The sequence below is a fragment of the Labrys sp. 22185 genome (genome assembly GCF_052045555.1).
Taxonomy (GTDB): domain Bacteria; phylum Pseudomonadota; class Alphaproteobacteria; order Rhizobiales; family Labraceae; genus Labrys; species Labrys neptuniae.
Map to the genome: position 1 here is coordinate 13,566 of NZ_JBQEPH010000010.1, position 26,048 is coordinate 39,613.

Consider the following 26,048-nt stretch of genomic DNA (forward strand, 5'->3'; position numbering starts at 1 on the left):
CGTTTGCGAACTCGCTTTTTCCGGGGTGCGGTTCGCAAACACTGCAGATGTCTGAAATCCTGCAGGTCTCTTGATCGGCTCATGGCTCGATCCCGGAGATTCTGCCTGGCGCGGAGACGCCGTGAAACTGCTTGCCACCTTGCTTCCGACAGCCTTGCGCCATGCCGCCATCGCTCTGGCGTGCCTGGCGCTCGTCCCGAGCGTCGCGCACGCCCAAGCTGCGGCCGCGCCCGAGCGCCTCGTCGTGCTGGACTGGACGGCAACCGCCATGGTGAGGTCGCTCGGTATCGATCCCGTCGGCGTGGGCGACGCCGATCTCTACCGCATCTGGGTGGGCCAACCGCCCCTGTCGCAGAGCACGTGGGATGTCGGCCTTCGCGACACGCCCAGCCTGGAAGCCGTTGCCTCCCTCAAGCCGGAGCTCATCATCGTCAGCCCTCTCGGTGCCGCCGCGCGTTCCGCGCTGCAGCGCATTGCACCCACCCGGGAGGTGGCGGTCTATTCCGGAACGGGCGATCCCCTTCGCCACGCCGAAACCGAGCTCCAGGCGCTGGCCAAGGTCGTGGGGCGCGAGGCCCAGGCGCAGGCCGTCGTGGCACGGGCCGATACCGAGTTTGCGAGCTTGCGCCAGCGCCTCGCAGGTGCGGCCATGCCTCGCCTGCTCGTCATCCAGTTTCTCGACAAGCGCTTCGTGCGTGTCTACGGCCCCTCCAGCCTGTTCGGCGGAGTGTTGCAACGGCTTGGCCTCGGCAATGCCTGGCATGCGCCGACCAATGGCTGGGGCTTCGCCCTGGTAGGCGTGGAAAGGCTTGCCGCCTTTACCGATGCCGAAATCGTGGTGGTCGACCCCTTACCCTCCGAGGTGACGCTCGCACCTGATACGGACAGCCTGTGGGGCAACCTGCCTGCAGTGAAACAGGGCCGCGTGAAGCGGCTTGCCGCGACCTGGCCCTTCGGCGACCTGACGGCGGCGCAGCGCTTCGCCAGTCTCCTGGTCGATGCCATCAGTGGGAACCGCGCAGCGGACGATAGCAATGCCCGGTTCTGACGCACGCAGCCCCCTGCTTGCCTACACCGTCCTGGGCTCGCTGGCTCTCGTGCTGACCGCCTGGTGCTGGACCACGCAATTGCCGGCCGCGCAATGGTGGGGCGCGGTACTCCATCCCCGGCTCGACGACCCGCAGCAGCTCGTCTTTCATTTCTCCGCCCTGCCTCGCGCGCTCACTGCAATCCTGGCCGGCGCAGGGCTCGGTCTGGCCGGTCTCCTCTTGCAACAGACGCTGCGCAATCCCCTGGCCTCCCCTACCACGCTCGGCCTGGAAGCGGGCTCCCAGCTTGCCTTGACCATCGTCCTCGTCGCCGCTCCCGGGCTGCTCGTGCTCGGACGCCCCGTGATCGCACTGGCCGGCACGCTGCTGGCCCTGGGGTTCGTGATGGCGTGCGCGGCGCGCAATCGCTTCTCCTCCGTCGCCCTGGTGCTGGCCGGCTTGGTGGCAGGGCTGTTCTGCGGCGCACTCACTATCGCGCTGCGCCTTCTCAACCAGGAATATGTCGCCACCCTCTTCCTGTGGGGTGGCGGCTCGCTGGCGCAGCAGGACTGGTCGGCGCCAGTGGCACTCGCGCCGTCCATCGCCGCGCTCTACCTCCTCGCTGCACTCTTGGCCCGCCCCTTCGAACTGCTCGCCCTGGACGAGGAAAATGCACGCGCCCTGGGGGTGCCGCTCGGTGTGGTGCGTTGCGCCGGCCTCTTCCTCGCCGCCTTGCTGACGGCGGTGGTCACCGCCCATGTCGGGGTGATCGGTTTCGTTGGGCTGGCGGCACCGCAGATCGCACGCCTGTCGGGAGCCCGCCGCTTCGCGGCCCGGCTGGTATTGGCCCCCTTGACCGGCGCCCTGCTGGTGCTGGCGGTCGACGCCATCGTCGGACTGCTGGAAGCGGCCGGCATCATCGACCTGCCCACGGGCGCAGCCACGGCCTTGCTGGGCGCCCCGCTTCTGCTCTGGCTTCTGCCGCGCTTGCGCCGCAGCGAGCCCCCCTCCACGCAGCGCTCCCTGGCCACCAGCGCGCGCGACCGGACCCGGCTCCTGCCTTTGCTCGCCACGCTGCTCGTCCTCGTTATGGCTAGCGCCTTGCTGATCGGCCATGGCAGTGCCGGCTGGTGGCTGACCCCGCCGGCAGACTTAGCCCTGGTCGAGCCCTGGCGGGCTCCACGCGCCTCGATTGCCGCCCTGGCCGGTGCCATGCTCGCCACTTCGGGCTTGCTGCTGCAGCGGATATCGGGAAATCCGCTGGCCGCACCCGAGGTGCTCGGCATCGGCACCGGTGTTGCCTTCGGCATGGCCCTGGCGATGATCCTGGGCCAGACGGCTGGCCTGGCTGCTCACACGGCGGCCGGCGCGGCCGGGGGTTTTCTTGCGCTTTTCCTGGTGCTGATGGTGGGCCGGCGCAGCGGCTTTGCCCCCGACCAGGTCCTGCTCACCGGCCTTGCCCTCTCGGCCCTGCTCGACGTCGTCATCGTCGCCTTCCTCGCGCTGGGCGATCCGCGCGCGCCGCAGGTGCTCGCCTGGATGGCCGGATCGACCTATTATGCCGACTGGCCCAAAGTCCTGACGACGGCGACCTTTGCGGCTCTGCTGCTGCCATCCGCCCTGGCACTGACGCGCTGGCTCGACATCGTGCCGATGGGGCCCGTCACGGCCAGGGCCCTCGGCTTGCCGGTCGAGACCAGCCGGCTGGCGATCCTCGCCATGGCCTCGCTGCTGACGTCCGTCGCGGTCATGGCCACCGGCCCGCTCACCTTCGTCGGCCTTGCCGGGCCCCATATGGCGCGCCTCATCGGCTTGCGCCGCGCCTGGTCGCAGATCCTCGGCTCGGTCCTCATCGGCGCCCTGGTCATGGTCGTCGCCGATGCCCTGGCGCGTACGCTGATCGCCCCCCGTGAACTGCCGACCGGCATCGTGGCCGCTCTGATCGGACTGCCCTACCTGATCTGGCAGCTCGGGCGCCGAACTCGTTGAGGGGTCGAAGACGATGAAGGCCCGAATGGAGGCAATGGCCGCGTCCCGGCGCGACGTGTATAGATCTCCGATCCGTTTTCGTTGCGAGGAAGGCCCTGGCGGCTACCTCCGCATTCCTGCATCCCTGATTGCTCGATAGCCATGGCCTTACTGAAACGCTTTGCCGCCTATTATCTGCCCTATCGCGGCCTGTTCCTGCTGGATTTTTCCTGCGCGATCGCCTCCGGCCTGCTCGAGCTCGGCTTTCCCGTCGCGATCAAGATCTTCATCGATACGCTACTGCCGTCAGGCCAGTGGCATCTGGTCACCCTCGCCTGTGTCGGCCTTCTGGCCGTCTACATCGTCAATACCGGCCTGATGGCGATCGTGACCTATTGGGGCCACATGCTCGGCATCAACATCGAGACCGAGCTGCGGCGCAAGGCGTTCGACCATCTCCAGAAGCTGTCCTTCGGCTTCTTCGACAACAACAAGACCGGCCATCTCGTCGCCCGGCTCACCAAGGATTTGGAGGAGATCGGCGAGATCGCCCATCACGGTCCCGAAGACCTGTTCATCGCGGTGATGACGCTGGCCGGCGCCTTCCTGCTGATGTTCTCGCTGCATGTCGAGCTCACCCTCATCACCGCTCTCGTCGTGCCCGTAACGGCCTGGGTGACGCTGCGCTATGGCGGCCGCATGACCAAGAACTGGGGGGCGCTCTATGACAGCGTGGGCAGCTTCAACACCCGCATCGAGGAAAATGTCGGCGGCATCCGCGTGGTGCAGGCTTTCGCCAATGAGGACCATGAGCGGGCGCTGTTCTCGCGCGACAATCACGATTATCGCCGCACCAAGCTCCAGGCTTATTGGCTGATGGCCGCCTCCAATTCGCTGAGCTATCTGAGCATGCGGCTCACCCAGCTCGCCGTGATGATCGCCGGCAGCTATTTCGTGCTGACCGGCCAGCTCAGCCATGGCGGCTTCGTCGGCTTCCTCCTGATGATCGGTGTGTTCTTCCGTCCTATCGAGAAGATCAATGCCGTGATCGAGACCTATCCCAAGGGCATCGCCGGCTTCCGCCGCTATCTCGACTTCCTCGACACCCGGCCCGACATCACCGACCGCCCCGATGCCCGGCCGGCACCGCTGCTCACCGGCGCCATCCGGTACCAGAAGGTCGGTTTCGGCTATACGCCCGACCGACAGATCCTGGCCGATCTCGATCTGTCGATCGCCGCCGGCGAGACGGTGGCTTTCGTCGGGCCGTCGGGCGCCGGCAAGACCACGATCTGCTCGCTCCTGCCCCGCTTCTATGACGTCACACAGGGTGCCATCACCATCGACGGCATCGACATCAGGGATCTCACCCTGCGTTCGCTGCGCAGCCAGATCGGCATCGTGCAGCAGGACGTCTTCCTGTTCGGCGGCACCATCCGCGAGAACATTGCCTATGGCCGCCTCGAAGCGAGCGAAGACGAAATCCTCGAGGCAGCCCGCCGCGCCCGTCTCGACGGCGTGATCGCCTCGCTGCCCAATGGCCTGGACACCCTGATCGGCGAACGCGGCGTCAAGCTGTCGGGCGGCCAGAAGCAGCGCCTGGCCATTGCCCGCATGTTCCTGAAGAACCCGCCGATCCTGATCCTCGACGAGGCAACCTCGGCGCTCGACACCGAGACCGAGCTCGCCATCCAGCACGCCCTCGCCGAGCTTTCCAAGGGGCGCACCACCCTGGTGATCGCCCACCGCCTGGCGACGATCAAGAATGCCGACCGCATCCTCGTCGTCGACCGCGGCGGCATCGTCGAACAGGGACGCCATAGCGACCTCCTCGACAAATCCGGTATCTATGGACGGCTGCACCGGGCGCAATTTGCCTGACGCCTTGGGAAGACAGGCACCGCAGCAAATCGGGTCTGTCTTTCCAACGACATCGACTGGGAACGACCTCATATTACTTTTAGAACGCTCGCATTCTATTCTTATTTATATTTCACATAGAGACAGATAATCTGTACAATTTAGAATTAGTATAAATCATTTCGGTTGAGAGGCACTGCTTTTCTGGATAATGCTTGCGTAATTGCCCGGCATCGCCGCCCGCTCACAGATTTCGCTCCATGAACAGCCGCAGTCACGACATCGAAACTCTCTACGCCGCGGAGCGGCCTCGCCTGGAGCGGACGCTGCGGCGCAAAGTCAGGAGCCGGGATGCGGCGCTCGATCTCATCCAGGACATGTTCCTGCGGATCTGGGAGCGCACCAGCGACACCACCGGCAACGCATCGGCATTCCTGACCCGTTGCGCCCGCAATGCAGCGATCGATCATCTGAGGTCGGAGTCGAGGCGCGAGCGCCTGCAGGAGGGCACGCTCCCGAGCCAATATGCGGCCTCTCCCGCAACGCCGTTCGAAATCCTCTCGGCCCGCCAGAACCTGCAATCCCTTCAGGACAGAATCGCGGCACTGCCCCGGCAGACGCGCCACATCTTCCTGCTCAACCGTATTCACGGGCATAGTTTCGTCGAGATCGCGGCAACCCTGGGCATATCAGAGCGCGCGGTGGCAAAGCACATGGCGCGGGCGCTCGCCGCCTGCACGGCAAGCGATGGCGCATACCCGGACAGGGCCTGAGGCCACCGGCTCTAGCACTTTGGTTCGACGCGTCTTTGCGATTCGAGATGATTCCGTCTAATCGCAAGACGCTCTATCGCACGGTGCCATAGACGAAAAAGCGGTTTTCGAGGCCACAGATCATGGCGCCCCCCCAATCCTCACCAGCGGATGTCGAACAGCAGGCCAGGGATTGGTTCGTTCGCCGCCTCGGCGGATTGTCGCGGGCCGAGCAGGCGGCGTTCGAGCATTGGCTCCATTCGGACCCCGCTCATGCCGATGCCCTTCGCAAGACGGAGCAGGCCTGGGCGGCAGCCGAGCAACCCGCCCGCCAGCTCGCCTCCCGGGAAAACGAGGCGCTCGCGCCCTATCTGCACGCCGTCGACAGGAGGCGGCGCCAGCATCGCAGCTTCCGCCGGCTGTCGGCCGCCACTTTGGTGCTGGCCATGGGCCTGAGCGGTGTGCTCTGGCTGCAGAACCCTCATTTGCTGCAGAAGCTGATGGCCGATCACAGCAGCGGCCGCGGCGAACGGCGTGCCATCACGCTATCCGATGGTTCGAAAGTGCTTCTCGACGCCGACAGCGCGCTCGACGAGGCCTTCGACCAGAAGGAAAGGCAGGTGAGGCTGCTGCGCGGCACCGCCTCTTTCGACGTCGCCCTCGGCAAGGCTCCTTTCGTCGTGCGCGTGCCGGACGGCCACATCAGGGATATCGGCACCCAGTTCGACGTCAGTCTCGGCGAAGACGGCACAATCGTTACGCTCGAGAGCGGCAAGGTCGCCATCAAGGCCGAGCATATCGGCGAAGCCCTGCTGGACGAACCGGGCCAGCGCCTTCGTTTCGACAGGCAAGGCCTAGGCGAGATCGAACAGGTCGATCTCAAGGATGCGCTGGCCTGGCGCAAGGGGCGCTATGTCTTCTACCGGGCCAGGCTCTCCGACGTCATCGAGGAGATCGCGCGTTATCGCCAGGGCAGGATCGTTGTCACCGACGCGGGCCTGGGCGACCAGCTCGTCACCGGCAGCTTCGGCCTGGCCGATACGGATGCGGCATTGCAGTCCCTGCAGGCCAGCGTCGGCTTCCGCATGACCGCCCTGCCCGGTGGACTCGTCGTGTTCATCCGGCCATAAGGTGTTCGATTCCCCTATACAAAGAAAAATCTTCGCCAAGGGGTTCAGTGAAACCCGTCCTCGAACGTGAAGACCATGGAGGCTGGTAATCCGCAGGTGCCAAGACCGCGGGTTTGCCGGTGATCGATGATCGAGGGGACAGGTTGCGATGAGTAGGCATGGCGTGAGGCTCGTGGCCGGCAGGATGGCGGCCGCCATGCTGATGGCTGCGACGACGGCAAGCGTGGGCGTGTCGGTGGCCCGGGCAGAGCAGCCCGCCGGACAGCGTTTCACCTTCAATATTCCGGCAGGGCCGATTCCCCAGGCGCTGAACGAGATCGGGCGCGTCGCCGGTCTTTCCGTGGTCTTCCGCGAGAACAGCCCTATCAAGACGCTCGGCCGCCCGGTTCGCGGGTCCCTGACCGTGCAGCAGGCGCTTGCCAGGCTGCTGGCGGGCTCCAGCTTGAACTATCGCTTCAGCAATGCCTCCACAGTAACCGTCCTTTCCGCCGACGTCACCGCGAGCATCGGCGGAACCGAGAACTCAGGCGCGATCGAACTCGATCCGGTCATCGTCCAGGCGCAATCGGCCTGGGCCCCGGTACAGGGCTATGTCGCCCGCCAGAGTGCCTCGGGGACCAAGACCGACACGCCGATCATCGAGACACCACAGTCCGTCACCGTCGTAACCAAGGACCAGATGGTGGACCAGAAGGTCGCCTCCCTGGCCGACGTCCTGACCTATACACCGGGGGTCGGCATGCAGTCGCAGGGCTTCAGCCGCATGACGGATGACGTCATGCTGCGCGGCTTCGACGTCGCCACCGGCAATGGCGGCATGCTGCGCGACGGCATGAAACTGCAGTCCAATGTCTATGACAGCGCCCAGGAGCCCTACGGCCTGGAGCGCGTCGAGGTCTTGCGCGGGGCCTCCTCGGTCCTCTACGGCCAGTTGGCGCCAGGCGGCGTGATCAACGCCATCTCCAAGCGCCCGACGCCAACACCCCTGCACGAAATCAATCTCGAATATGGCAGCTATGACCGCAAGCAGGCCTCCTTCGACCTCTCCGATGCCCTGACGGCCGATGGCACCCTGCGCTATCGCCTGACCGGCCTGGTGCGGGACGCCGACAGCTGGGTCAGGCACGTACCCGACGACAAGGTCTATATCGCGCCCGCCATCACCTGGCAGCCGAACGAGGCCACGTCCTTGACGCTCCTGGCGAGTTATCAGCATGTGAATACCCGCTTCATCACGCCGCTCTACTGGAACGACGTCGCGACCGGGCGCATTCCGCGCAAGCTGTTCCTGGGCGAGGAATCCTTCGATCGCTTCGTGGGCGATGCCTATACGATCGGCTATGCCTTCGAGCACCGTTTCGACGAGACGCTGAAGCTGCGCCAGAACGCCCGCTACTACTATTCCGACGTGCGCTGGGATTATATGCAGGCTGGCCTCCTGCCCGTCACCAACGGCCAGCTCGCACGGCGGGCCAGCGCCCGCACCGAGCGCTCCTACGGCATCACGGCCGACACCTCGATCGAGAAGAGCTTCGAGACCGGCCCGCTCAGCCACACCCTCCTGGTCGGCTTCGACTATTACCGTCGCAGCTACGACTCGCACCGCTATCGTGGCTCGATCGTCCCGCTCGACATCGACAACCCGGTCTATTCCGGCTACCCGGTCATCAACTATGGCGTCGATCGCGGCAGCGACAATCTCAGCGACCAGTTCGGCATCTATCTGCAGGACCAGATTCGCCTCGGCAACCTGACCGTGCTGCTCGGCGGGCGCCATGACTGGAACCGCGCCACGGTTCTGAACTACCTGACGGGCGCCAAGTCGCGCCAAGACGACAGCGCCTTCACCGGCCGCGCCGGGCTGGTCTACCGCTTCGACAACGGCATCGCCCCCTATGTCAGCGTCAGCCAGTCCTTCGCGCCGCAGCTCGGCCTGGACGCAATCTCCGGTACGGCACTCAAGCCCAACAAGGGCCTGCAATACGAGGCGGGCCTGCGCTACCAGCCCGAAGATACCAACCTGCTGCTCAGCGCCGCCGTCTACGAACTCACCCAGCAGAATGTCAGCAGCTTCGACGCCCTCGGCGACGTCTATCAGATCGGCAAGGTCCGCTCGCGCGGCGTCGAGCTGGAGGCCCATTCCTCCTTCGGCAATCTCGACCTCGTCGCCAGCTACGCCTTTACCGACAGCAAGACCCTGCAGAGCGCGGTGGCTTCCACGATCGGCCGGCCGGTGGACCTGGTGCCCCGGCACTCCGCCGCGCTATGGGCGAGCTACAAGCTCGACGATCTCGGCGTGCGGGGGCTGAAGATCGGCGGCGGGCTGCGCTATGTCGGGGAAACCTACATCGCCGACAGCATCGACGTGCTGGGCAAGCCGACCCACGTGCCGGACTATCTGCTGGTGGATGCCATGGCGAGCTACGACCTCGGCGTGATCGACAAGAGACTCGACGGTGCCAGCCTGACCGTGAATGCGCGCAATCTGTTCAACAAGAAGTTCTACACCTGCGCCGGCTCGACGGGATGCCGCTATGGCGAGCCGCTGACGGCAACCGCGACGCTGTCCTATAAATGGTAACTCTCTCGCCAGGGCGGGCGGCCGTGCGGCGCGACATGCTACGCGCCGCTCTGGCTCTCCCTTTCATGGCCGTGATGGGAATTCCGGCACGTGCAGCGAGCCCGCCTCGCCTGGTCGCGCTGGATCTGCTGGCGACCGAGCTTCTTGTCTCGCTCGGCGTCAATCCCGTGGCCGTGGCCAATGTCGCGCTCTATCGCAGGCTCGTCGCCAAGCCAGCGCTTGCCGATGAGGTCATGGACCTCGGGCCCCTGCTCGAGCCCAATGCCGAGCTGCTGCAGGCTATCCGACCCGATGCCATCGTCATGGCGGCCTGGCAGGCCGGGCCTCTGCGCCGCTTGCGCGAAATCGCGCCGCTGGTTCCCCTCGATGCGGCCTCGGCCGGCAAATCCGGCGTCGCCCAGGCGATCGGGCTGCTCGTCCAACTCGCGGAGCTGATCGGCAGGAAGGAGGCGGCGCAGGCCCTCGCTTCGCAGCTGGAGGCGACGTTTGCCGAGGCACGCACCGCCCTCGCCGGGCGAACCCGCCGATCCCTTTATGTCGGCCGCTTTGCCCAGGACGGCCGCACGGTTGCCCTGTTCGGCGGCACGGGATTGATCGGCGACAGCCTGTTCCGGCTCGGCCTCGTCAATGCCTGGGGCGGGCGCGTGAACGGGTCGGGCGTGATCTCGGTGGGCATCGACCAGCTGGCGGGTGATCCCGAGGCCAGGATCGTGCATTTCGACCGCGGCGAGGAAACCAGCAACGCCCTGGCCCGGCTTGCCGACAATCCGCTCTGGCGCGGTCTTCCCGCCGTCAAGGCTGACAGGCTGACGATGATGCCGGTGATCTACCCCAATGGCGGCGTCGCCTCGGCGATGCGCTTTGCTCGCCAGCTCGCTGAAAGTCTGCCGCACGATGCCTGAAGCCCGACTTGCAGCCAGCGGCCGTGACAGCGTCATCGGCGGGATCTCCGGCTGGATCATGGTCGGTGCCATCCTCCTCGGCCTCGCCGCGGCCCTGTTCCTGCTCAACCTTTCCCGCCTGGTCCCGCCTGCGGCCTGGCCGGCCCTGCTGGCCGGTGCCGACGACCTTCGCGCAATCATGGCGCGGGACGGGCTGGCACCCCGCTTCTGCGCCGGCCTCCTCGGCGGCAGCGCTCTCGGCCTGGCCAGCGTGGTTCTCCAGCAGGTGCTGCGCAACCCGCTCGCCGAACCGGGAACGCTAGGGATCTTCGCGGGGGCCAAATGCGCCATCGCCGCCTCGATCGTCTGGGCACCCGGACTGTTGTCGCTGGGCTGGGACCTGCCGGCGCTGGCCGGAGGCCTGGGCGTCGCCGTCTGCGTCCTCCTGTTTTCGGCGCGGTCCGGCTTCGCGCCGGCGACGGTCACCCTGGTAGGGCTGATTGCCTCGCTCGTCTTCGGCGCTTTCGGCACCATGCTGGTGCTTACCCATTTCGACACCCTCGGCGATCTCTACATCTGGGAGGCTGGTTCGCTCATCCAAAACGGATGGGGAAGCGTGCTGGCCCTGGGGCCGAAACTCGGCCTGGTGTCGCTGGCGATCGTCCTTCTGATGCGCCCGCTCTCGGCCATGCAGATCGAGGGCGCGGAGCGGCTGGGCGTACGGACGTCGCTGGTCAGGGGCGCGACCATGCTCGCCGCCGTCGGGCTGAGCGCGTTGGTCGCGAGCACGGTCGGCCTGATCAGCTTCCTCGGCCTTGCCGGCGCAGCCATCGCGCGGGGCGCCGGCGCGAGGCGGCTGTCGACCCGCCTGATCGCAGCCCCGCTGATTGCCGCGGGCCTGCTGGTGCTGACCGACCAGGCCCTGCTGGCGCTGGCCGGCGGCATCGAGATTCCCGCCGGCATCACCGTCATGCTTGTCAGCGTTCCCCTGCTGCTCTGGATGCTGCAACGCACGCCCGTCGCCAGCAGTGCTCCCGCAGCGATGAGCGCACCGATGCGGCTGCAGGTCGGCACCGCGCCGGCCTTCATCGGCCTTGGCTCGGCCCTGATTGCGAGTTTCGCCCTCGCCGCCACGCTCGGCCCCGGCCCCGATGGCTGGCAACTCGCCCATGGCAGGCTGCTCGCCGAGCTGTCGATCTGGCGTCTGCCGCGCATCACGGCCGCCTGCTGCGCCGGCGCCATGCTTGCGATGGCGGGCTCGCTGCTCCAGCGCCTGACCCGCAACGCGATGGCCAGCCCCGAGCTCCTCGGCATCTCCTCGGGAACCGCCCTGATGCTGCTGGTGGCGACCCTGTTCCTGCCGGGCCTCGACCGCTCTGGCACGGCGGCGCTGTCCTGCCTGGCCTGTCTCGCCATACTGGGCTGCGTGCTCCGGCTCGGCCGACGCTCGGCCTTTGCTCCCGACCATCTTCTGCTGATCGGGGCCGGCCTCGGCGCGTTGCTGGCTTCATTGCTGTCGATCCTGCTCGTCATCGGCGATCCCCGGATTCTGCGGGTGATCGGCTGGCTGTCGGGCTCGACCTATTCGGTCGATGCCGCCGAGGCACGTACCATCGTCCTGGCAACGGCCCCTGTTCTGTTGCTGCCCTTGCCGTTGATGCGCTGGATCGGCCTGATGCCGCTGGGCGAGCCGGTCGGCCGCTCGCTCGGCGTGCCGATCGCCGGTGCGCGCCTTGCCATCGTGCTGGTCGTCGCGGTGCTGACCGGCATCGCCACTCTGTTCGTGGGGCCGTTGAGTTTCATTGGCCTGATAGCGCCCCATCTGGCACGACGCCTCGGCACGCGGACGGCACTGGCCGAAATCTACGGTTCGGCCCTCGTCGGCGCCGTGCTGATGGTCCTGGCCGACTGGGCAGGCCGCACCATCGCCTTTCCCTGGCAGATCCCGGCCGGGCTGATCGCGACGGCCCTTGGCGGCGCCTATTTCGTCATGACGGCCTGGAAGCGGTGACAGCCACCATGCTCGCCACTCTCTTCCAGGGCCCGCTGGCCTTCCTCGCCGACAATCTGGTGCTGGGGAAGGACGCCCACTCCTTCATTCCCGCGACCGCCCTGGTCGAGGGCGAGGATCTCACACTTCTCCTGACCCGCTTCGCCGGGAACTACCAGGAGCCGGAGCCGGTCGCGGTGGCGACGCTCTGGTCGAAATGGCATTTTTCGATCCTGATACCGCCCGTCCTGGCCGCCAATATCATCGCCGGCTGGAATTTGCCGATCACAATCGGCGAGCTTGGCGTGATCCTCTCCGAAGACGGCCGCACCGCTGCCCTGAGCCTGCCGCATGCAGGCAGCCCTCTTGTGCCAGGCACAGTACGCGAGCGCTTCGAAAGCCTGGTCGATGGCCATCTCGCCCCGATGATCGCGGCGATCTCGCGCGCCAGCGCCCTGCCCCGCAAAGTGCTGTGGAGCAATGCCGGAACCATCGTCGAGCACAGCCTGGGCGAGTTGGAGGCCTTCCTGGGAACCGGCCACCCAGGCCTCGACCAGGCCCGCGCCTTGCTGGCGACCCGGCGCTGGAGCGACGGCACGAGCAACCCCCTGTTCGAGCCCATCCGCTACAGCGCCGAAAAAGGGCGAAGGCGCCGGATCTGCTGCCTGCGCTATCGTATGGACGGCCTGAAACTGTGCAAGACCTGCCCCCTCGACTGAGGGCAGGCCATGGTCTGCTCAGGCAGCGGCCGCCCGCGCCGCCGCAACGAAGGCCGCGACCTTGGCAGGGTCCTTGCGAAAGCCACCCGAGGCCAGCGGGCTGTTGGTATGGGTGAGCGAATCGACCGCCCAGGGGCGCACGGCGCGAATCGCCTCCCCGACATTGTCCGGCCCGAGGCCTCCGGCCAGGATGACGGGCAACTTGCTGCGCGCCACGATCTCACGGCTGAGCGACCAATCATGGGTCACGCCGGCTGCGCCGATGCCACCGATATGGGCTGCGACCGAATCGAGGATGAAGATGTCGGACACCGGCTCGAAAGCCGCGGCATGGTCGAGCGCCTCGGGGCCGGTCATCGGGATCGCCTGCAGGATCTTCAAGTCGGGATGACGCGCGAGAAGCGCGCTCCTCAACGCCTTCACCACCGCGGGCGTGACCTTGGCAATATCGCCACACAGATGCAGCACGTCCGGCCGGACGGCATCGACCATGGCGGCGATCGCCTGCGGATCGGCCTCGACCGACAGAGCGACGCGCGTCGCCTTGCCCGCGAGGGCGTCGACGATCTCGCGCGCCATCTCATTGCTGATCTCGCCGGGAAGGCCGCGGTCGGAGGGCGTCACGCCCAGGCAATCGACGCCGAGCGCCGCCAGTTCGAGCGCCTCGGCGGCGGTCTGCATCGTATAGATCTGTACTTTCATGGATGGGCCTTGTTCAGATGGATTTGGGGAGGATGGCATTGACCATGCGCTCCTCGTTGAGCTGGGCCGTGTCGGGCGAACGCGCGACCAGGGCGGCATAGAGGGCATCGACCAGCGTCAGCTGCGCGATCTGGGCCGCCATCGGCTCGCTGCGCAGTTCATGGGAGACGCTGACCAGCACGACATCGGCAAGGCGTGCCAAAGGCGAGCGCCGGTTGCCGGTGATGCACAGGGTCGAGGCGCCCTGCGCCCTGGCTTCCTGCAGAAGCAGCACCGGATCGTTGGTGATGCCGGAATAGGAAATGGCCACGGCGAGATCTCCCGGCCCGAGCAGGGAGGCGTGCATGAGCTGGAGCTGCGAATCGACCGGCGCGTCGCAGCGCAGGCCCAGGCGAAAGCAGCGCTGATAGAGGGCCTGGGCCACGATGCCCGACCCGCCGATGCCGCCGATCAGGATGTGGCGGGCGCCGGCGACGAGATCGAGGGCGCGGGCGAAGTCGCCCTGGTCGAGCATCGACAAGGTGTCGCTGATGGCCTGGATATTCGCATTGAATACCCGTTTGGCCCAGCCGAGATCGCCATCGACGCCGGCCGCGCTTTCGTCCGGTCGGGCGGCCGAACGTTCGCCGGTATCGCGGACAAGGGCGAGCTTGAGATCGGTGAAGCCGGCAAAGCCCGCGGTGCGACACATGCGCAGGACCGTGGTGTCGCTGACCTCGACGGTCTGGGCGATGGCCGACATGGATTGGCGGATCGCCAGATCGACATGGTCGAGGATCCACAGCGCCACGCGCCGTTCCGATTCGGAAAGAGCGGGCAACGCGCTGCGCAGCCGGCTCGCCGCCTGCACCCCAGCCGCATTCTTGGCCTGATCGATCATGCCTGCCTCGAATCTTGCACTTGCCGTCCAGCTTCTAGCACGACCTTGTTTGTGGTGCCACTGTAGACATGTCTTTCCCAATGTGGCACCACTGCATTCAATCAAACCGAGCATATGAAACCGGTGGGGAAGGATTGAAGACATGCGTTTGCGCGCACTTGCACTCGGCGTTGTGGCGTCCCTGGCCGCGTCCTTGGCAATGAACCTGTCGGCACTCGCCGGTGAGCTGACCTTCTGGCACGCCTATTCGGGTCAGAAGGACAAGGTCGATTTCATCACCTACGCCCTGGACGAGTTCGCCAAGGCCCATCCCGACATCAAGCTCGACGTGGTGGCGGCCGAGCAATCGGCCTACAAGACCAAGCTCAACACCGCCATGGCCTCCGGCAACCCGCCGGACGTGTTCTATACCCTGCCGGGTGGCTTCCTCGGCGCCTTCGTGGCCGGCCACCAGATGTATGCCCTCGACGCCGACCTCGCCAAGGATGGCTGGGGCGAGAGCTTCCTGCCCACGGCCCTGGCGCAGACCAGCATCGGCGGCCATGCCTATGCCGTACCGATCGACATCGACGCCGCCGTGTTCTGGTACAACAAGGCCCTGTTCGCCGAAAAAGGCTGGACGGTCCCCGCCAGCTATGACGAATTCCTGGCCCTGTGCGAGAAGATCAAGGCCGATGGCCTGGTACCGATGGCGCTGGGCAACAAGGATTCCTGGCCGGCCACCTTCTGGTTCCAATATCTCGAAATGCGCCTGAAGGGTTCGGGCCTGGTCTCCGACATCGTGGCGGGCAAGGCGGACACGTCGCTCGCCCCGGAGGCCACCGAGGCCTTCACCCGCATCGCCAGCCTGTCCTCCAAGGGCTATTTCCCCGTCGGCTTCAACGGCATGAGCGACCAGGAAGCCAACATGCTCTTCCTCAACGGCCAGGCTGCGATGATGCTCAACGGCACCTGGCAGATCGGCGCCTCCGCCGACGCGCCCGAGGGCTTCGAGCTCGGCTTCTTCCCCTTCCCCGCCGTGGCCGGTGGCAAGGGCAACCCCGGCGACGTGCTGGGCGGCGTCGCGGCCGCCTTCGGCATCGCCGAAAAGACCGCCAACAAGAAGGACGCGGTCACGCTGCTGCGCTTCCTCACCTCGCCGGCGGTGATGACCAAATATGTCGAGCTGCGCAAGACCATGGTCACCGTCAAGGGCGCCACCACTGAGGCCGCCGCGGGGCCGGTGCTCTATGCCATCAGCAACGATTTGATGAGCAAGGCCGGCAAGCTCGATCCCTTCTACGACACGGCCATGCCGCCCAAGGGCACCGATGCCTATTACACTTCGCTCCAGGGCGTGCTCGACGGCTCGGTCGCACCGGCCGACGCCGCCAAGCGCGTGGAAGACGCCCTGAAGGCGAAATAGGCGCCTTCAGGCCAGGAGAGACGCATCCCATGGCAATGCAGGAAGCAGGAAAGGACCCGTCGGCCGGCCGTGATGCGCGCTATGCGTTCGCCTTCCTGGTGCCGACGCTGAGCCTGGTCGGCCTCTTCGTCGCCTATCCCGTGCTGCATTCGGGCGTGCTGTCCTTCTACCAATGGAACGGCTCGGCCACCCCCGTCTTCGTCGGCCTCGGCAATTTCGTCCGCCTGGCCGGCGACGGCTTCTTCTGGGCGGCCCTGGCCAGAAACCTCGCCGTCGCCGTCTCGGCCATCGTGCTGCAGGTGCTGCTCGCCCTTGTCATCGCCTATTGCCTGGTTCGCGTCGTCGGCGCGGTCGGACGCTTCTTCCTGTTTCTCTATCTCGTCCCGGTGATCGTCAGCGAAGTGTGCATCGGCCTGCTCTGGCGCTTCATCTACAATCCCTATTTCGGGCTGCTCAATGCCGGGCTGAAGGCGGTCGGCCTCGGCAGCCTCGCCTCGGGCTGGCTCGGTCAGTCTTCCACCGCCTTCGCCGCCGTGGTGGCGGTGATGAGCTTCACCTATCTCGGCCTCTACGTGCTGCTGTTCGTCGCCGCCATCCGCAACGTGCCCGAAAGCGTGTTCGAGGCGGCCGAACTCGACGGGGCCGGCCATTGGCGCTCCTTCGTCTCGGTCACCGTACCCATGGTGTGGGACACGGTGCGCGCCAATGTGCTGCTCTGCGTCATCGGCTCGCTGAAGACCTTCTCCCTGGTCTTCGTGCTGACCAATGGCGGCCCCAACCATGCCAGCGAGGTCGTCTCCACCTATCTCTACAAGGTCGGCTTCAACGCCTTCGAGATGGGCTATGCCGCCACCATCGGCTTTGCCCAGATGCTGCTCACCGCCATCGGCGCCTTCATCGTCTTCCGCGCGCTGCGCGGTCGCGCCGCCGGCAGGGAGGCGTGAGCATGCCGGCCCTCTCCGGCTGGAGCCCGGCGCGGCTCGGCGTCCTCGCCTTCCTGTCGCTGCATGTGGCGATCGTGGTGTCGCCCTTTGCCTGGATGGCCTACAGCACGCTCAAGACCAACAAGGAGTTCATGCGCTCGGTGTGGTCGCTGCCGGCAGCCCCGAGCCTGGACGCCTTCGTCCAGGCCTGGAGCAACGGCGCGCTCGGCACCTATTCCCTGAACTCGCTGATCGTGATGGCCGGCTCGACCCTCCTGGCCGTCGCCGCTGCCACGGCCGGCGGCTACGGGCTCGCCATCTACCGCCCGCGCTGGCTGGCCGGCGTCGAGGCCGGGCTGATGGTCGCCATGGCGATCCCCGCCTATGTCGCGCTGGTGCCGCTGGTAGTGGTGCTGCGCACGATGGGCCTGCTCGACACCCATCTCGGCGTGATCCTGCCGACGGCGGCCTTCAACGTGCCGGTGACGCTATTCATCATGCGCGCCTTCTTCGTCACCCTGCCGCGCGAACTGATGGATGCGGCGCGCATCGACGGCTGCAGCGAATTCGGCATCTTCTGGCGCATTGCCGTGCCCCTCGCCCGGCCGGCCATGTTCACGGCCGCCATCGTCAACATGATCTGGGTGTGGAACGACTTCCTATTTCCGCTCGTCTTCATCAACACGCCGGCGAAGAAGACGCTGCCGGTCGGTCTTGCTGATTTCGTCGGCGAGCACATCACCAACTATCCGGTGATGCTGGCCGCCATCTTCATCGCCGCCCTCGCCCCGCTCATCCTCTTCGTCCTGTTCGAACGCCAGATCACCGCCGCCCTGACCGGCGGCGCCGTCAAGGAATGACTATTCAAGGAGTGCCCGCATGTCGTCCAAAGAGCTCGATTTCGCCAGCCGCGCTGTGTTCTACGCGCCCGAGCCGGAATCGCAATCGATCAGCTATCCCATCTACATGTCGGCCAACTTCCAATATGCCGGCGACATCTACGACCAGATCGTGGCCGGCGCGCGCAAGGAGGTGAACATCTACAGCCGCTGCGGCAATCCCACCGAGTACAAGCTCGAGGAACACATGGCGCAGTTGACCGGCGCGGATGCCTGCCTCGCCACTGCCTCGGGCATGGCCGCGATCTCGCATGCGCTGTTCGGTATCCTCAAGGCCGGCGACCACATCGTCACCGACCTCACCACCTATTCCAGCACCCACGAATTCTTCGACCATCGCATCGGCGATTTCGGCATCACCGTCAGCTTCGTCGACACCACCGATCCCGTCCAGGTCGAGCGTGCCTTCACCGACAAGACCAAGGTGCTCTATTTCGAGGCGCTCGCGAACCCGACCATGAAGGTGCCGCCGATGCGCAAGCTGGTGAAGCTCGCCCACAGCCGCGGCATCGTGGTGATCTGCGACAACACCTTCGCCAGCCCCGCCGTGTGCCAGCCGCATGCCTTCGGCGTCGACGTGGTGGTGGAGAGCGCCACCAAATTCATCGGTGGTCACAACGACGCGGTCGGCGGCATCATCACGCTGAAATCGGAGATCCTGCCCAAGGACTGGCTGGAGGACGTGCGCTGGAACACGCTCAACAAGCTCGGCGCGCCGCTCTCGCCCTTCAACGCCTGGCTGCTGCTGCGCGGGGCCCAGACCCTGGCGCTTCGGCTCGAAAAGCAGTGCGCCAATGCGGCCGCCCTCGCCCGCTTCCTGGAAGGGCACGACAAGGTCAAGCGCGTGTTCTATCCGGGCCTGCCCTCGCACCCCAACCACGCCTCGGCCAAGGAGCAGTTGCGCAATTTCGGGGCGATGCTGTCCTTCCAGGTGGAAAGCGAGGAGCACGGGGTGCGCCTGCTCAAGCGGCTGAAGCTGTGCTCCTTCGCCGCCAGCCTCGGCGGCCTGCGCACCACCACGCAGATGCCCGGCACCATGGCGTTCCTCGACATCCCCTCCCAGGAACGCCAGGCCATGGGCATCGTCGACGGCCTGGTGCGCTTCTCGGTCGGCATCGAGCATGCCGACGACATCATCGCCGACGTCGCCCAGGCGATCGATCAGATGCATGTCGAGGTCTAGAATAGAGCCGCATCCGTCGTTCAGCGCCAAAGCGAAGATCATGCCGGCAGTGGCAATCCTCGGCGACATCAATGTCGACCTTACCCTCCAGATCGCGGCCTATCCGCCGGAGGGCGGGGAAGGCATCGCCGAGCGCCAGAGCCATGGCCTGGGCGGTTCCGGCGCCAACACGGCCCGGATCCTGGCGGGCCTCGGCCTGCCGGTGCACTTCATCGGCAAGACCGGCAGGGACAATTGGGGAGACTGGTGCCTGGCCGCGATGCAGCGCGAAGGCGTCGAGACGCGCTGGGTCCGGCGTGACGAGGCCGAGCCAACCCAGCTCAATGTCGTGGTGGTCAGCGCGAGCGGCGAGCGCACCATGTTCGCCTATCGCGGCGCCAATGCCCGCCTGGCCGCGGAGGAAGTCGATCCGGCTGCCTTGGCCGGTACGGCTCTGCTGCATCTATCGGGCTATGCCCTGCTGCAGACGCCGCAGCGCGAGGCCGCGCTCCGCTCGGTCGACTATGCCGAAACGGCCGGAATCCCCATCAGCCTGGACATTCCCGCCGGCATCACGGGCACCATCAAAGCCGCGGTTCTCGCCCTTTTGCCGACGATCGATATCCTCTTCCTGGGCGAAGCCGATGCGCGTCTCCTCGCCGGCACCGGCGCCGACGCGGTTCTCGATCTGGCAGCCGAACGCCTTGTCGAGGCCGGCGCGAGACAGATCGTCGTCAAGCGCGGGGCCAGCGGATCGCTCGTCCACCGCCGGCGGCTTCAGTTCGTCTCGCCGGCCGCCAGGATCGAAGCCGTCGACACGACCGGCGCAGGCGATGCCTTCGCCGCCGGCTATATTTTCGGCATCGTCAACGGCCTGTCGCCGGCCGGCGCCAGCATCCTCGCCAACGCCGCGGGCGCCGTTGCGGCCACGGTGATCGGTTCGGGTGCGGAGGCCATCGGACGTCAAAAGCTGGTGGCGGCGATCGCAGGCATGGATATCGAGCCCGCGCTGGCCGGCAGGGTCACCGCCCTGCTGGAGGCCGCCGCCGGGCCGGCCTGAGAGCCTCATTCCCCGTCGTCGGGGATGTTCAGGACATGGCCGCAGGCCTTGCAGTGCACGGCATCCGTTTCATGCCGGGAGAGCCCGCATTGCGGGCAGGCGAAATTCACCTTGCGCGGGCGCACGATCGCCTGGGCGAGGCGCACGAACAGCGACACGCCGATGATCATGGTGACGATGGAGGTGAGCTTGCCCAGATTGCCCGGCAGGGTGACATCGCCAAAGCCGGTGGTGGTGACGGTGGCGACGGTGAAATACAGGGCCTGGATATAGTCGTCGAAGCCATGCCCGTAGAACATCGTGTAGACGAAGCTGGAGATCAGGAACAGGAACACCACCAGGTTGATCCCGGCGCGCAGCGTGTCCTCCATGTGGCGGTAGCCAGCCTTGCGCAACGCCAGCGTGAACAGATTGCTCTTGCTCAGCGACCAGATGCGCAGCGCCCGCAGGAACAGGTTGGAGAAGAAGGCCGGCACCACGAAGGTGGCGAGGATGGCCAGGTCGATCCAGGTCATCGGCCGCAGCAGCCAGGTTTTCAGGCTGTAGGCCATGATGGCGCTGGCCGCGAGTTCGAGCACGATGACCCCGGCGACGACGGCGTTGATAGCGCCGTAGAGCGCCGCGCTCTTCAGGTTAGGCCCGGCGATGAAGAAGACGAGAATGCCGAGATCGACGACGAAACGGGCAATCTGGAAACCGACCGCCGTGGGGCTCGAACCGTAATAGAGCCCCCTCAGAGTCCGGCGGATATCCCCCTGCACGATCATGCGCTTTCCTCTCAGCCCCGCAGCTGCCACCTCTGCCCGACACCGCGCTGGCGCGCGAAGCAGCGGGTGCATCTTGACGTGCTCCGGAGAGGATGCAACCATAGTCCCTAAATAAGTTATATATTCTATAATTATGTATAAACGGGAGGATCCATGAAGCGTGCCCTCAGTCTGGCCGCAGCCTTTGCTGCGCTCTTGTTGCCGGCATCATCCGGGCCGGCGGCGGCCGAGCCGGCCAGGGGCGGCGTCATCGACGTCGCCACCATCGGCGAACCGCCGACGCTCGACCCGATGGCGAGCGCCACCGACATCGTCGGCATGGTGGGCCAGCACATCTTCGAGACTCTGTTCACCTTCGACCGCAAGTGGAATGTCGCGCCCCTGCTCGCGGCGGCGCTGCCGACCGTGAGTGCGGATGGCAAGGTCTATGAGATCAAATTGCGCGAGGGCATCACTTTCCACGACGGCAGCACCATGGATTCGGCTGATGTCGTCGCCTCGCTCAAGCGCTGGCTGACCGTCGCTTCCCGTGGCCAGCAGGTCGCGCCCAATGTCGCCGAGATCGCCGCCGTCGATCCGTCGACGCTGCGCATCAGGCTCAAGCAGCCCTATTCCCCGCTTCCCGCCTTGCTCGCCTTCAACAATTCGGCTGCGGTGATCCTGCCCTCCGAGCATCAGGAGGCCCCGCTTAAGGAGGTGGTCGGCACCGGTCCCTACAAGCTCAAGGAGCGCAAGCCCGACCAATATATCCAGCTGGTCCGTTTCGAGGGTTATCGTTCGCGTGACGGCGAACCGGATGGCTATGGCGGCGCGCGCAAGCAATATCTCGACGAGATCCGCTTCGTGCCGGTACCCGATCCCAACACCCGCATCGAGGGCGCGGTCTCCGGCCAGTTCGGCTATGCCGATTCGCTGCCCGTCGAGCAATTCGACAAGATCAAGGCCGGCAAGTCCGAGCCTGTGCTGCTCGAGCATTTCGGCTGGCCGATGATCCGCATGAACGCCAAGCAGGGCGTGCTGGCCGACATGCATGCGCGCAAGGCGGTGCAGCTCGCGCTCAGCGAGAGCGACATGCTGGCGGCGGCCTTCGGCGACACCAAATTCTATGCCGTCGACGGCGCTATGTATCCGGAAGGCTATCCCTGGCGCACCGCCGCGGGGGTCGACGGCAATTACGACGTTGCCGATGCCGAAAAGGCCAAGGCCGAGCTGAAGAAGGCGGGCCTGGGCGAGGAGGTGCCGCTGCGCATCCTCACCAGCCGCCAATACGAGTTCCACTACAAGATGGCGCAGGTCGCCGCCGAATATCTCAAGCTTGCCGGCTTCAAGGTGAAGATGGAGGTGGTCGACTGGGCGAGCCTGGTGCAGCAGATCCAGAACCCGGCCTCCTGGGACATCTTCATCACCCACAGCCCCTTCCTGCCTGAACCCGCTTTGATCAACATCCTGGCGCCGGCCTCGGTCGGCTGGTGGGACACGCCCGACAGCCGGGCAGCGGTCGAAGCCCTCACCGCCACCGCCGATCCCGCCGAACGGATCAAGCGCTGGCAGCGCGTGCAGGAGTTGATCATGGCCGAAGCCCCGATCGTCAAGATCGGCGATTTCAGCGCCCTCTCTGCCAAGTCGCCCAAGCTCAAGGGGTTCGAGCCCTCGCCCTGGCCGGCCTTCTGGAACGTCTATCTGGAGAAATGATCACACTCCGCCAAGCTTGCCTGGCGCATGTCATTCCCGGCCGAGCCTCACAAGCTTGCTTGTGAGTGCGAGGGGAAGGGAATCCAGGGCCAGTACGCTCATTGAGCCCCTGGATTCCCTTCCCGCCGCCTTCGGCGGCGCCGGGAATGACAGTGTTCTTCACGCTATGCGCGCTGAATGATCGAACACCATCCTGCTTGAAAGTCGCATGCCATGACCACCCTCGCACCCGCCGCCATCGCCGAGATCGATGCTCTTTTCGCCCCCTTCGCCAACCAAGCCTCGCCCGGTTTCATGGTTGCGGTGACGCTCGGCGACGAGGTCGTCTACCAGCGCTGTGCCGGCATGGCCGACCTCGCGCATGGCATCGCGCTGACGCCGAATTCGGTGGTGCGCATCGCTTCCCAGAGCAAGCAGTTCACCGTGCTGCTCACCCTGATGATGGAAGCCGAGGGCAAGCTCTCGCTTACCGACGATGTGCGCGAGCACTGTCCCTGGCTACCGGCCTATGACCAGCCGATCACGCTCAGGCATCTGGCCGCCAACACCAGCGGCCTGCGCGACATTCTCGACACCATGATCCTGGCCGGCATTCCGATCCTGGCCCCGTCCTCGCGCGCCACCGCACGCGCCATCGTCGCCCGCCAGAAGGGCCTCAACTTCCCGCCCGATACGGACCTCCTCTACTCCAACTCCAATTTCCTGCTGCTGTCGGAAATCCTCGAACAGGTCTCGGGCCTCTCCTTCGACGATCTCCTGCGCGAGCGCATCACCGGCCCCCTCGGCATGCACGACACCAGGCTGATGGCCCGCGACGACGAGATCTATCCGCGCCTCGCCACCCATCACCGCCGCGGCCCCGGCGGATGCTGGCTCAAGGCGGCCTGGGGCATCGCCATCGGCGGCGAGGGCGGGCTGGTCTCGACGCTTCAGGACATGCTGGCCTGGCAGGCCAATCTACGCCGACCCAAGGTCGGCGACGCCACGATGATCGCCCGCATGGAGGCTCCCGGCGCACTGATCAACGGCATCGCCTCCCCCTATGGCCTCGGCCTCGTCACCAGCCGGCACCGCGGCCTGCGGAGCGTCGGCCATAGCGGCTGGATCGCCGGCTCGCGCTCGGAAGCGATCCGCATTCCCGAACGAGATCTCGGCATCGTCCTCCTCGCCAATCACGATGATTTCTCGCCCTATGAGCTGACCCGGCGCATCGCCGATATCGTCCTCGGCCTCGAAAGCCGGCCGGCCCTGTCGCCTTCGGCGGTCTCGGCGCTGGCCGAGCGGGCCGGAACCTACCGCCAGGAGGGCGGTGGCGCCCTGATCCGCATCGCCAGCGAGGGCGGCAGCCCCACTTTGGTCTCCAGCATGGGCGCGATGGCCATCGAGGAAGTATCGCCGGGCCGGTTCAGGCCGCGGGCCGGGCTGGCGCCCTACGACCTCCTAATCCAGCCGGATGGCGGCATCGAGACCGAGAAATTCGGCCGCCGCCGCCGGTTCAGGCCCGTCCCTGCGGTTTCGCCGGCCCGCGCGGACCTGCCGGCGGGGCGCTATCGCGACGAGACCAGCGGGCTGCAGGCTAGCTTCCATGGCAGTATCGACGGCCCGCGCCTGCGCCTCTCCTCGTCCTTCGGAGCCCAGGACCTGCGCCTGGAGCCCTGCGACCACGACCTCTTCCTGGCCCACCCGACCAGCCGGGAAACACATGACGCCTGGCGGGCGGCGCCGTGGGAACTGCCCTGGCTGTTCAGCGTGCGCTGCGTGGCGGACGCGGTCATCCTCAATTCCGACCGCAGCGCCGACATCGTGCTCAAGCGTTGCCGGTAAGCTTGAGCGGCTTGAAAAACAAACGCTTGTCATTCCCGGCCGGGTTTCTCGCGAGCCAAGCGAGAGAGGGCGAGGGGAAGGGGATGACGGCCCGGCGGCCGTATCGATGTTTGGACACCGCTCGGAACGCCGCCAACCTTCTTGACCCGGAGCGTGGTTGCAGGCATAGTGATACATAAATAAGTTATAGATTACATAATAATGTAGCAAGGGAACGCAAAATGGGACGCTTGGCGAAACTGACTGCCCTGCTTGCACTGACACTGCTCCCGGCTGCCGGACCGGCCTGGGCCGAGCCCGCGAAGGGCGGCGTCATCGACGTTGCTACCGTCGGTGAGCCCCCCACGCTCGACCCGATGGCTTCGACCGCCGACCTCGTCGGCATCGTTTCCCAGCACATTTTCGAAACGCTCTTTACCTTCGACAAGGATTGGGGCGTCACCCCGCTGCTCGCTGCGGAAATGCCGAAGATCTCGGCCGACGGGCTGACCTACACCATCCCCCTGCGCACCGGCATCAAGTTCCATGACGGCTCGGTGATGACCGCCGCCGATGTCGTCGCCTCGTTGCAGCGGTGGACGAAGATCGCCACGCGCGGCAAGCAGACGGCCGAGATGATCGCCGCCATCGACGCGACCGACGATCATACCGTCAAGATCACGCTCAAGAAGCCCTACGCTCCACTGCTCGCTTTGCTTGCCTTCAACAATGCCGCCGCGATCATCATTCCGGCCAAGAATGCCGGGCAGGATCCCCTGACCAGCTTCATCGGCACCGGGCCCTACAAGCTCAAGGAGCGCAAGCCCGATCAGTTCATCCAGCTCGCGCGCTTCGACGAGTATGCGTCCCGCCCGGGCGAGCCCAACGGCTATGGCGGCGCGCGCAAGCAATATCTCGACGAGATCCGCTTCGTGCCGGTGCCCGATCCCAATACCCGCGTCGAGGGTGCCGCATCAGGCCAGTTCGCCTATGTCGACTCCCTGCCTGTCGAGGCTTTTGACAAGATCTCCAAGGGCAAGACTGCCCCGGTCCTGCTGAAGCCCTTCGGCTGGCCTGTCCTCTTCATGAACAACAAGGAGGGCCTCGCCTCCGACATCCGCATCCGCAAGGCAATCCAGGCGGCGCTCTCCCCGCAGGACATGATGCTGGCCGCCTTCGGCTCGGAGGAATTCTTCTCGGTCGACGGCGCCCTCTATCCCAAGGACTATCAGTGGCACACCGAAGAGGGAACGCAGCCCTACAAGCCGGAGGGTGACGTCGAAGCCGCCACCGCCTTGCTGAAGGAGGCGGGCTATGACGGCTCCAAGCCTCTGCGCATCCTGACCAGCCGCCAATATGAGTTCCACTACAAGCTGGCGCAGGTCGCCGCCGAATATCTCAAGGCGGCCGGCTTCAAGGTCGAACTCGACGTGGTCGAGTGGGCGACGCTGACCAAGAACCGCACCGACCCGAAACTGTGGGACATCTACATCACCCACAGCCCCTTCCTGCCCGAGCCGTCGCTCACCGGCTTCATGTCGGATACCTCACCCGGCTGGTGGGTCTCGGACAAGAAGCACGAGGCACTGGGCGCCTTCAACGCCGAGTCCGATCCCGCCAAGCGGCTGGCCCTGTGGCCGGCCGTCCAGAAAGCCTTCTACGACGAGGCTCCGGCCTACAAGGTCGGCAATTTCAATGCCCTCGCCGCCCAGGCCCCCAACCTGAAGGGCGTCACGCCGGCCCCCTGGCCCTATTTCTGGAACGCCTATCTGGAAGGCAAGTAAGGCCCCCTGCGGCCCCAAGAACGACCAGTGCCTCTGGGCTGACATAGCCTCCTTTTCTCTCC

At 66.0% G+C, this 26,048-nt stretch carries 20 protein-coding genes; 17 read left to right on the forward strand and 3 right to left on the reverse strand.

The genetic code is table 11. The annotated features are described in order from the left end of the window. The first annotated feature begins 121 nt into the window (after window positions 1–121). The 9 genes from ACTJKX_RS19795 (at window position 122) to fhuF (ending at window position 12,909) form a co-directional block, all read left to right on the forward strand. A complete protein-coding gene (locus ACTJKX_RS19795) occupies window positions 122–1,048 on the forward strand; it encodes an ABC transporter substrate-binding protein (RefSeq protein WP_440726236.1) in 927 nt (308 codons plus the stop codon). Further along, window positions 1,035–3,017, forward strand: coding sequence for a Fe(3+)-hydroxamate ABC transporter permease FhuB (gene fhuB / locus ACTJKX_RS19800; protein ID WP_440726237.1), 1,983 nt, complete (start codon window positions 1,035–1,037; stop codon window positions 3,015–3,017). Before ACTJKX_RS19795 ends, fhuB (ACTJKX_RS19800) begins: the two co-directional genes overlap by 14 nt. A gap of 141 nt (window positions 3,018–3,158) precedes the next feature. Continuing rightward, the gene (locus tag ACTJKX_RS19805) at window positions 3,159–4,877 is read left to right on the forward strand and encodes an ABC transporter ATP-binding protein (RefSeq protein WP_440726238.1); all 1,719 of its coding nucleotides are present in this window, start codon (window positions 3,159–3,161) and stop codon (window positions 4,875–4,877) included. A gap of 239 nt (window positions 4,878–5,116) precedes the next feature. Beyond that, window positions 5,117–5,629, forward strand: a complete 513-nt coding sequence (locus ACTJKX_RS19810; protein ID WP_440726239.1) for an RNA polymerase sigma factor — start codon at window positions 5,117–5,119, stop codon at window positions 5,627–5,629. Window positions 5,630–5,751: 122 nt separating this feature from the next. Further along, window positions 5,752–6,738: a FecR family protein gene (locus ACTJKX_RS19815; protein WP_440726240.1), complete on the forward strand. Its 987-nt coding sequence runs from the start codon at window positions 5,752–5,754 to the stop codon at window positions 6,736–6,738. A 148-nt stretch (window positions 6,739–6,886) separates the two neighbouring features. Beyond that, on the forward strand, window positions 6,887–9,319 hold the full coding sequence (locus ACTJKX_RS19820) for a TonB-dependent siderophore receptor (protein WP_440726241.1): 2,433 nt from the start codon (window positions 6,887–6,889) through the stop codon (window positions 9,317–9,319). After that, complete coding sequence (locus ACTJKX_RS19825; RefSeq protein WP_440726242.1) at window positions 9,313–10,221, forward strand: ABC transporter substrate-binding protein; 909 nt, start codon at window positions 9,313–9,315, stop codon at window positions 10,219–10,221. The genes ACTJKX_RS19820 and ACTJKX_RS19825 overlap by 7 nt, the downstream gene beginning before the upstream one ends. After that, complete coding sequence (gene fhuB / locus ACTJKX_RS19830; RefSeq protein ID WP_440726243.1) at window positions 10,214–12,211, forward strand: Fe(3+)-hydroxamate ABC transporter permease FhuB; 1,998 nt, start codon at window positions 10,214–10,216, stop codon at window positions 12,209–12,211. The genes ACTJKX_RS19825 and fhuB (ACTJKX_RS19830) overlap by 8 nt, the downstream gene beginning before the upstream one ends. Window positions 12,212–12,219: 8 nt before the next feature. Beyond that, window positions 12,220–12,909, forward strand: coding sequence for a siderophore-iron reductase FhuF (fhuF, locus tag ACTJKX_RS19835; RefSeq protein ID WP_394313185.1), 690 nt, complete (start codon window positions 12,220–12,222; stop codon window positions 12,907–12,909). Window positions 12,910–12,927: 18 nt separating this feature from the next. Here the strand turns inward: fhuF and ACTJKX_RS19840 are convergent, their stop codons facing one another. Both ACTJKX_RS19840 and ACTJKX_RS19845 read right to left on the reverse strand, forming a co-directional pair. Further along, on the reverse strand, window positions 12,928–13,611 hold the full coding sequence (locus tag ACTJKX_RS19840) for a phosphoribosylanthranilate isomerase (protein ID WP_440726244.1): 684 nt from the start codon (window positions 13,609–13,611) through the stop codon (window positions 12,928–12,930). Between the two features lie 13 nt (window positions 13,612–13,624). Then, window positions 13,625–14,491: a MurR/RpiR family transcriptional regulator gene (locus tag ACTJKX_RS19845; protein ID WP_440726245.1), complete on the reverse strand. Its 867-nt coding sequence runs from the start codon at window positions 14,489–14,491 to the stop codon at window positions 13,625–13,627. A 142-nt stretch (window positions 14,492–14,633) separates the two neighbouring features. On the opposite strand from ACTJKX_RS19845, the gene ACTJKX_RS19850 reads away from it, so the two are divergent. From ACTJKX_RS19850 to ACTJKX_RS19870, 5 genes are read left to right on the forward strand one after another with little or no spacing between them, the layout of a single operon-like run. After that, on the forward strand, window positions 14,634–15,896 hold the full coding sequence (locus ACTJKX_RS19850; protein WP_394313188.1) for an ABC transporter substrate-binding protein: 1,263 nt from the start codon (window positions 14,634–14,636) through the stop codon (window positions 15,894–15,896). A 29-nt stretch (window positions 15,897–15,925) separates the two neighbouring features. After that, a complete protein-coding gene (locus ACTJKX_RS19855; protein ID WP_440726246.1) occupies window positions 15,926–16,840 on the forward strand; it encodes a carbohydrate ABC transporter permease in 915 nt (304 codons plus the stop codon). 2 nt (window positions 16,841–16,842) lie between these two features. Beyond that, window positions 16,843–17,679, forward strand: coding sequence for a carbohydrate ABC transporter permease (locus tag ACTJKX_RS19860; RefSeq protein ID WP_440726247.1), 837 nt, complete (start codon window positions 16,843–16,845; stop codon window positions 17,677–17,679). A 19-nt stretch (window positions 17,680–17,698) separates the two neighbouring features. After that, window positions 17,699–18,901, forward strand: coding sequence for a trans-sulfuration enzyme family protein (locus ACTJKX_RS19865; protein WP_440726248.1), 1,203 nt, complete (start codon window positions 17,699–17,701; stop codon window positions 18,899–18,901). A gap of 40 nt (window positions 18,902–18,941) precedes the next feature. After that, window positions 18,942–19,940, forward strand: a complete 999-nt coding sequence (locus ACTJKX_RS19870) for a carbohydrate kinase family protein (protein ID WP_440726249.1) — start codon at window positions 18,942–18,944, stop codon at window positions 19,938–19,940. 5 nt (window positions 19,941–19,945) lie between these two features. Here the strand turns inward: ACTJKX_RS19870 and ACTJKX_RS19875 are convergent, their stop codons facing one another. Beyond that, window positions 19,946–20,707, reverse strand: coding sequence for a potassium channel family protein (locus ACTJKX_RS19875; protein ID WP_440726250.1), 762 nt, complete (start codon window positions 20,705–20,707; stop codon window positions 19,946–19,948). Window positions 20,708–20,860: 153 nt separating this feature from the next. Here ACTJKX_RS19875 and ACTJKX_RS19880 point away from each other — a divergent pair, with 153 nt between their 5' ends. From ACTJKX_RS19880 to ACTJKX_RS19890, 3 genes are all read left to right on the forward strand, one after another. Beyond that, window positions 20,861–22,399, forward strand: coding sequence for an ABC transporter substrate-binding protein (locus ACTJKX_RS19880; RefSeq protein ID WP_440726251.1), 1,539 nt, complete (start codon window positions 20,861–20,863; stop codon window positions 22,397–22,399). Window positions 22,400–22,612: 213 nt separating this feature from the next. Then, the gene (locus ACTJKX_RS19885; RefSeq protein WP_440726252.1) at window positions 22,613–24,223 is read left to right on the forward strand and encodes a serine hydrolase domain-containing protein; all 1,611 of its coding nucleotides are present in this window, start codon (window positions 22,613–22,615) and stop codon (window positions 24,221–24,223) included. Window positions 24,224–24,444: 221 nt separating this feature from the next. After that, window positions 24,445–25,986 (forward strand): ABC transporter substrate-binding protein, encoded by a 1,542-nt coding sequence (locus ACTJKX_RS19890; RefSeq protein ID WP_440726253.1) that lies wholly within the window; start codon window positions 24,445–24,447, stop codon window positions 25,984–25,986. Window positions 25,987–26,048: the final 62 nt, after the last annotated feature.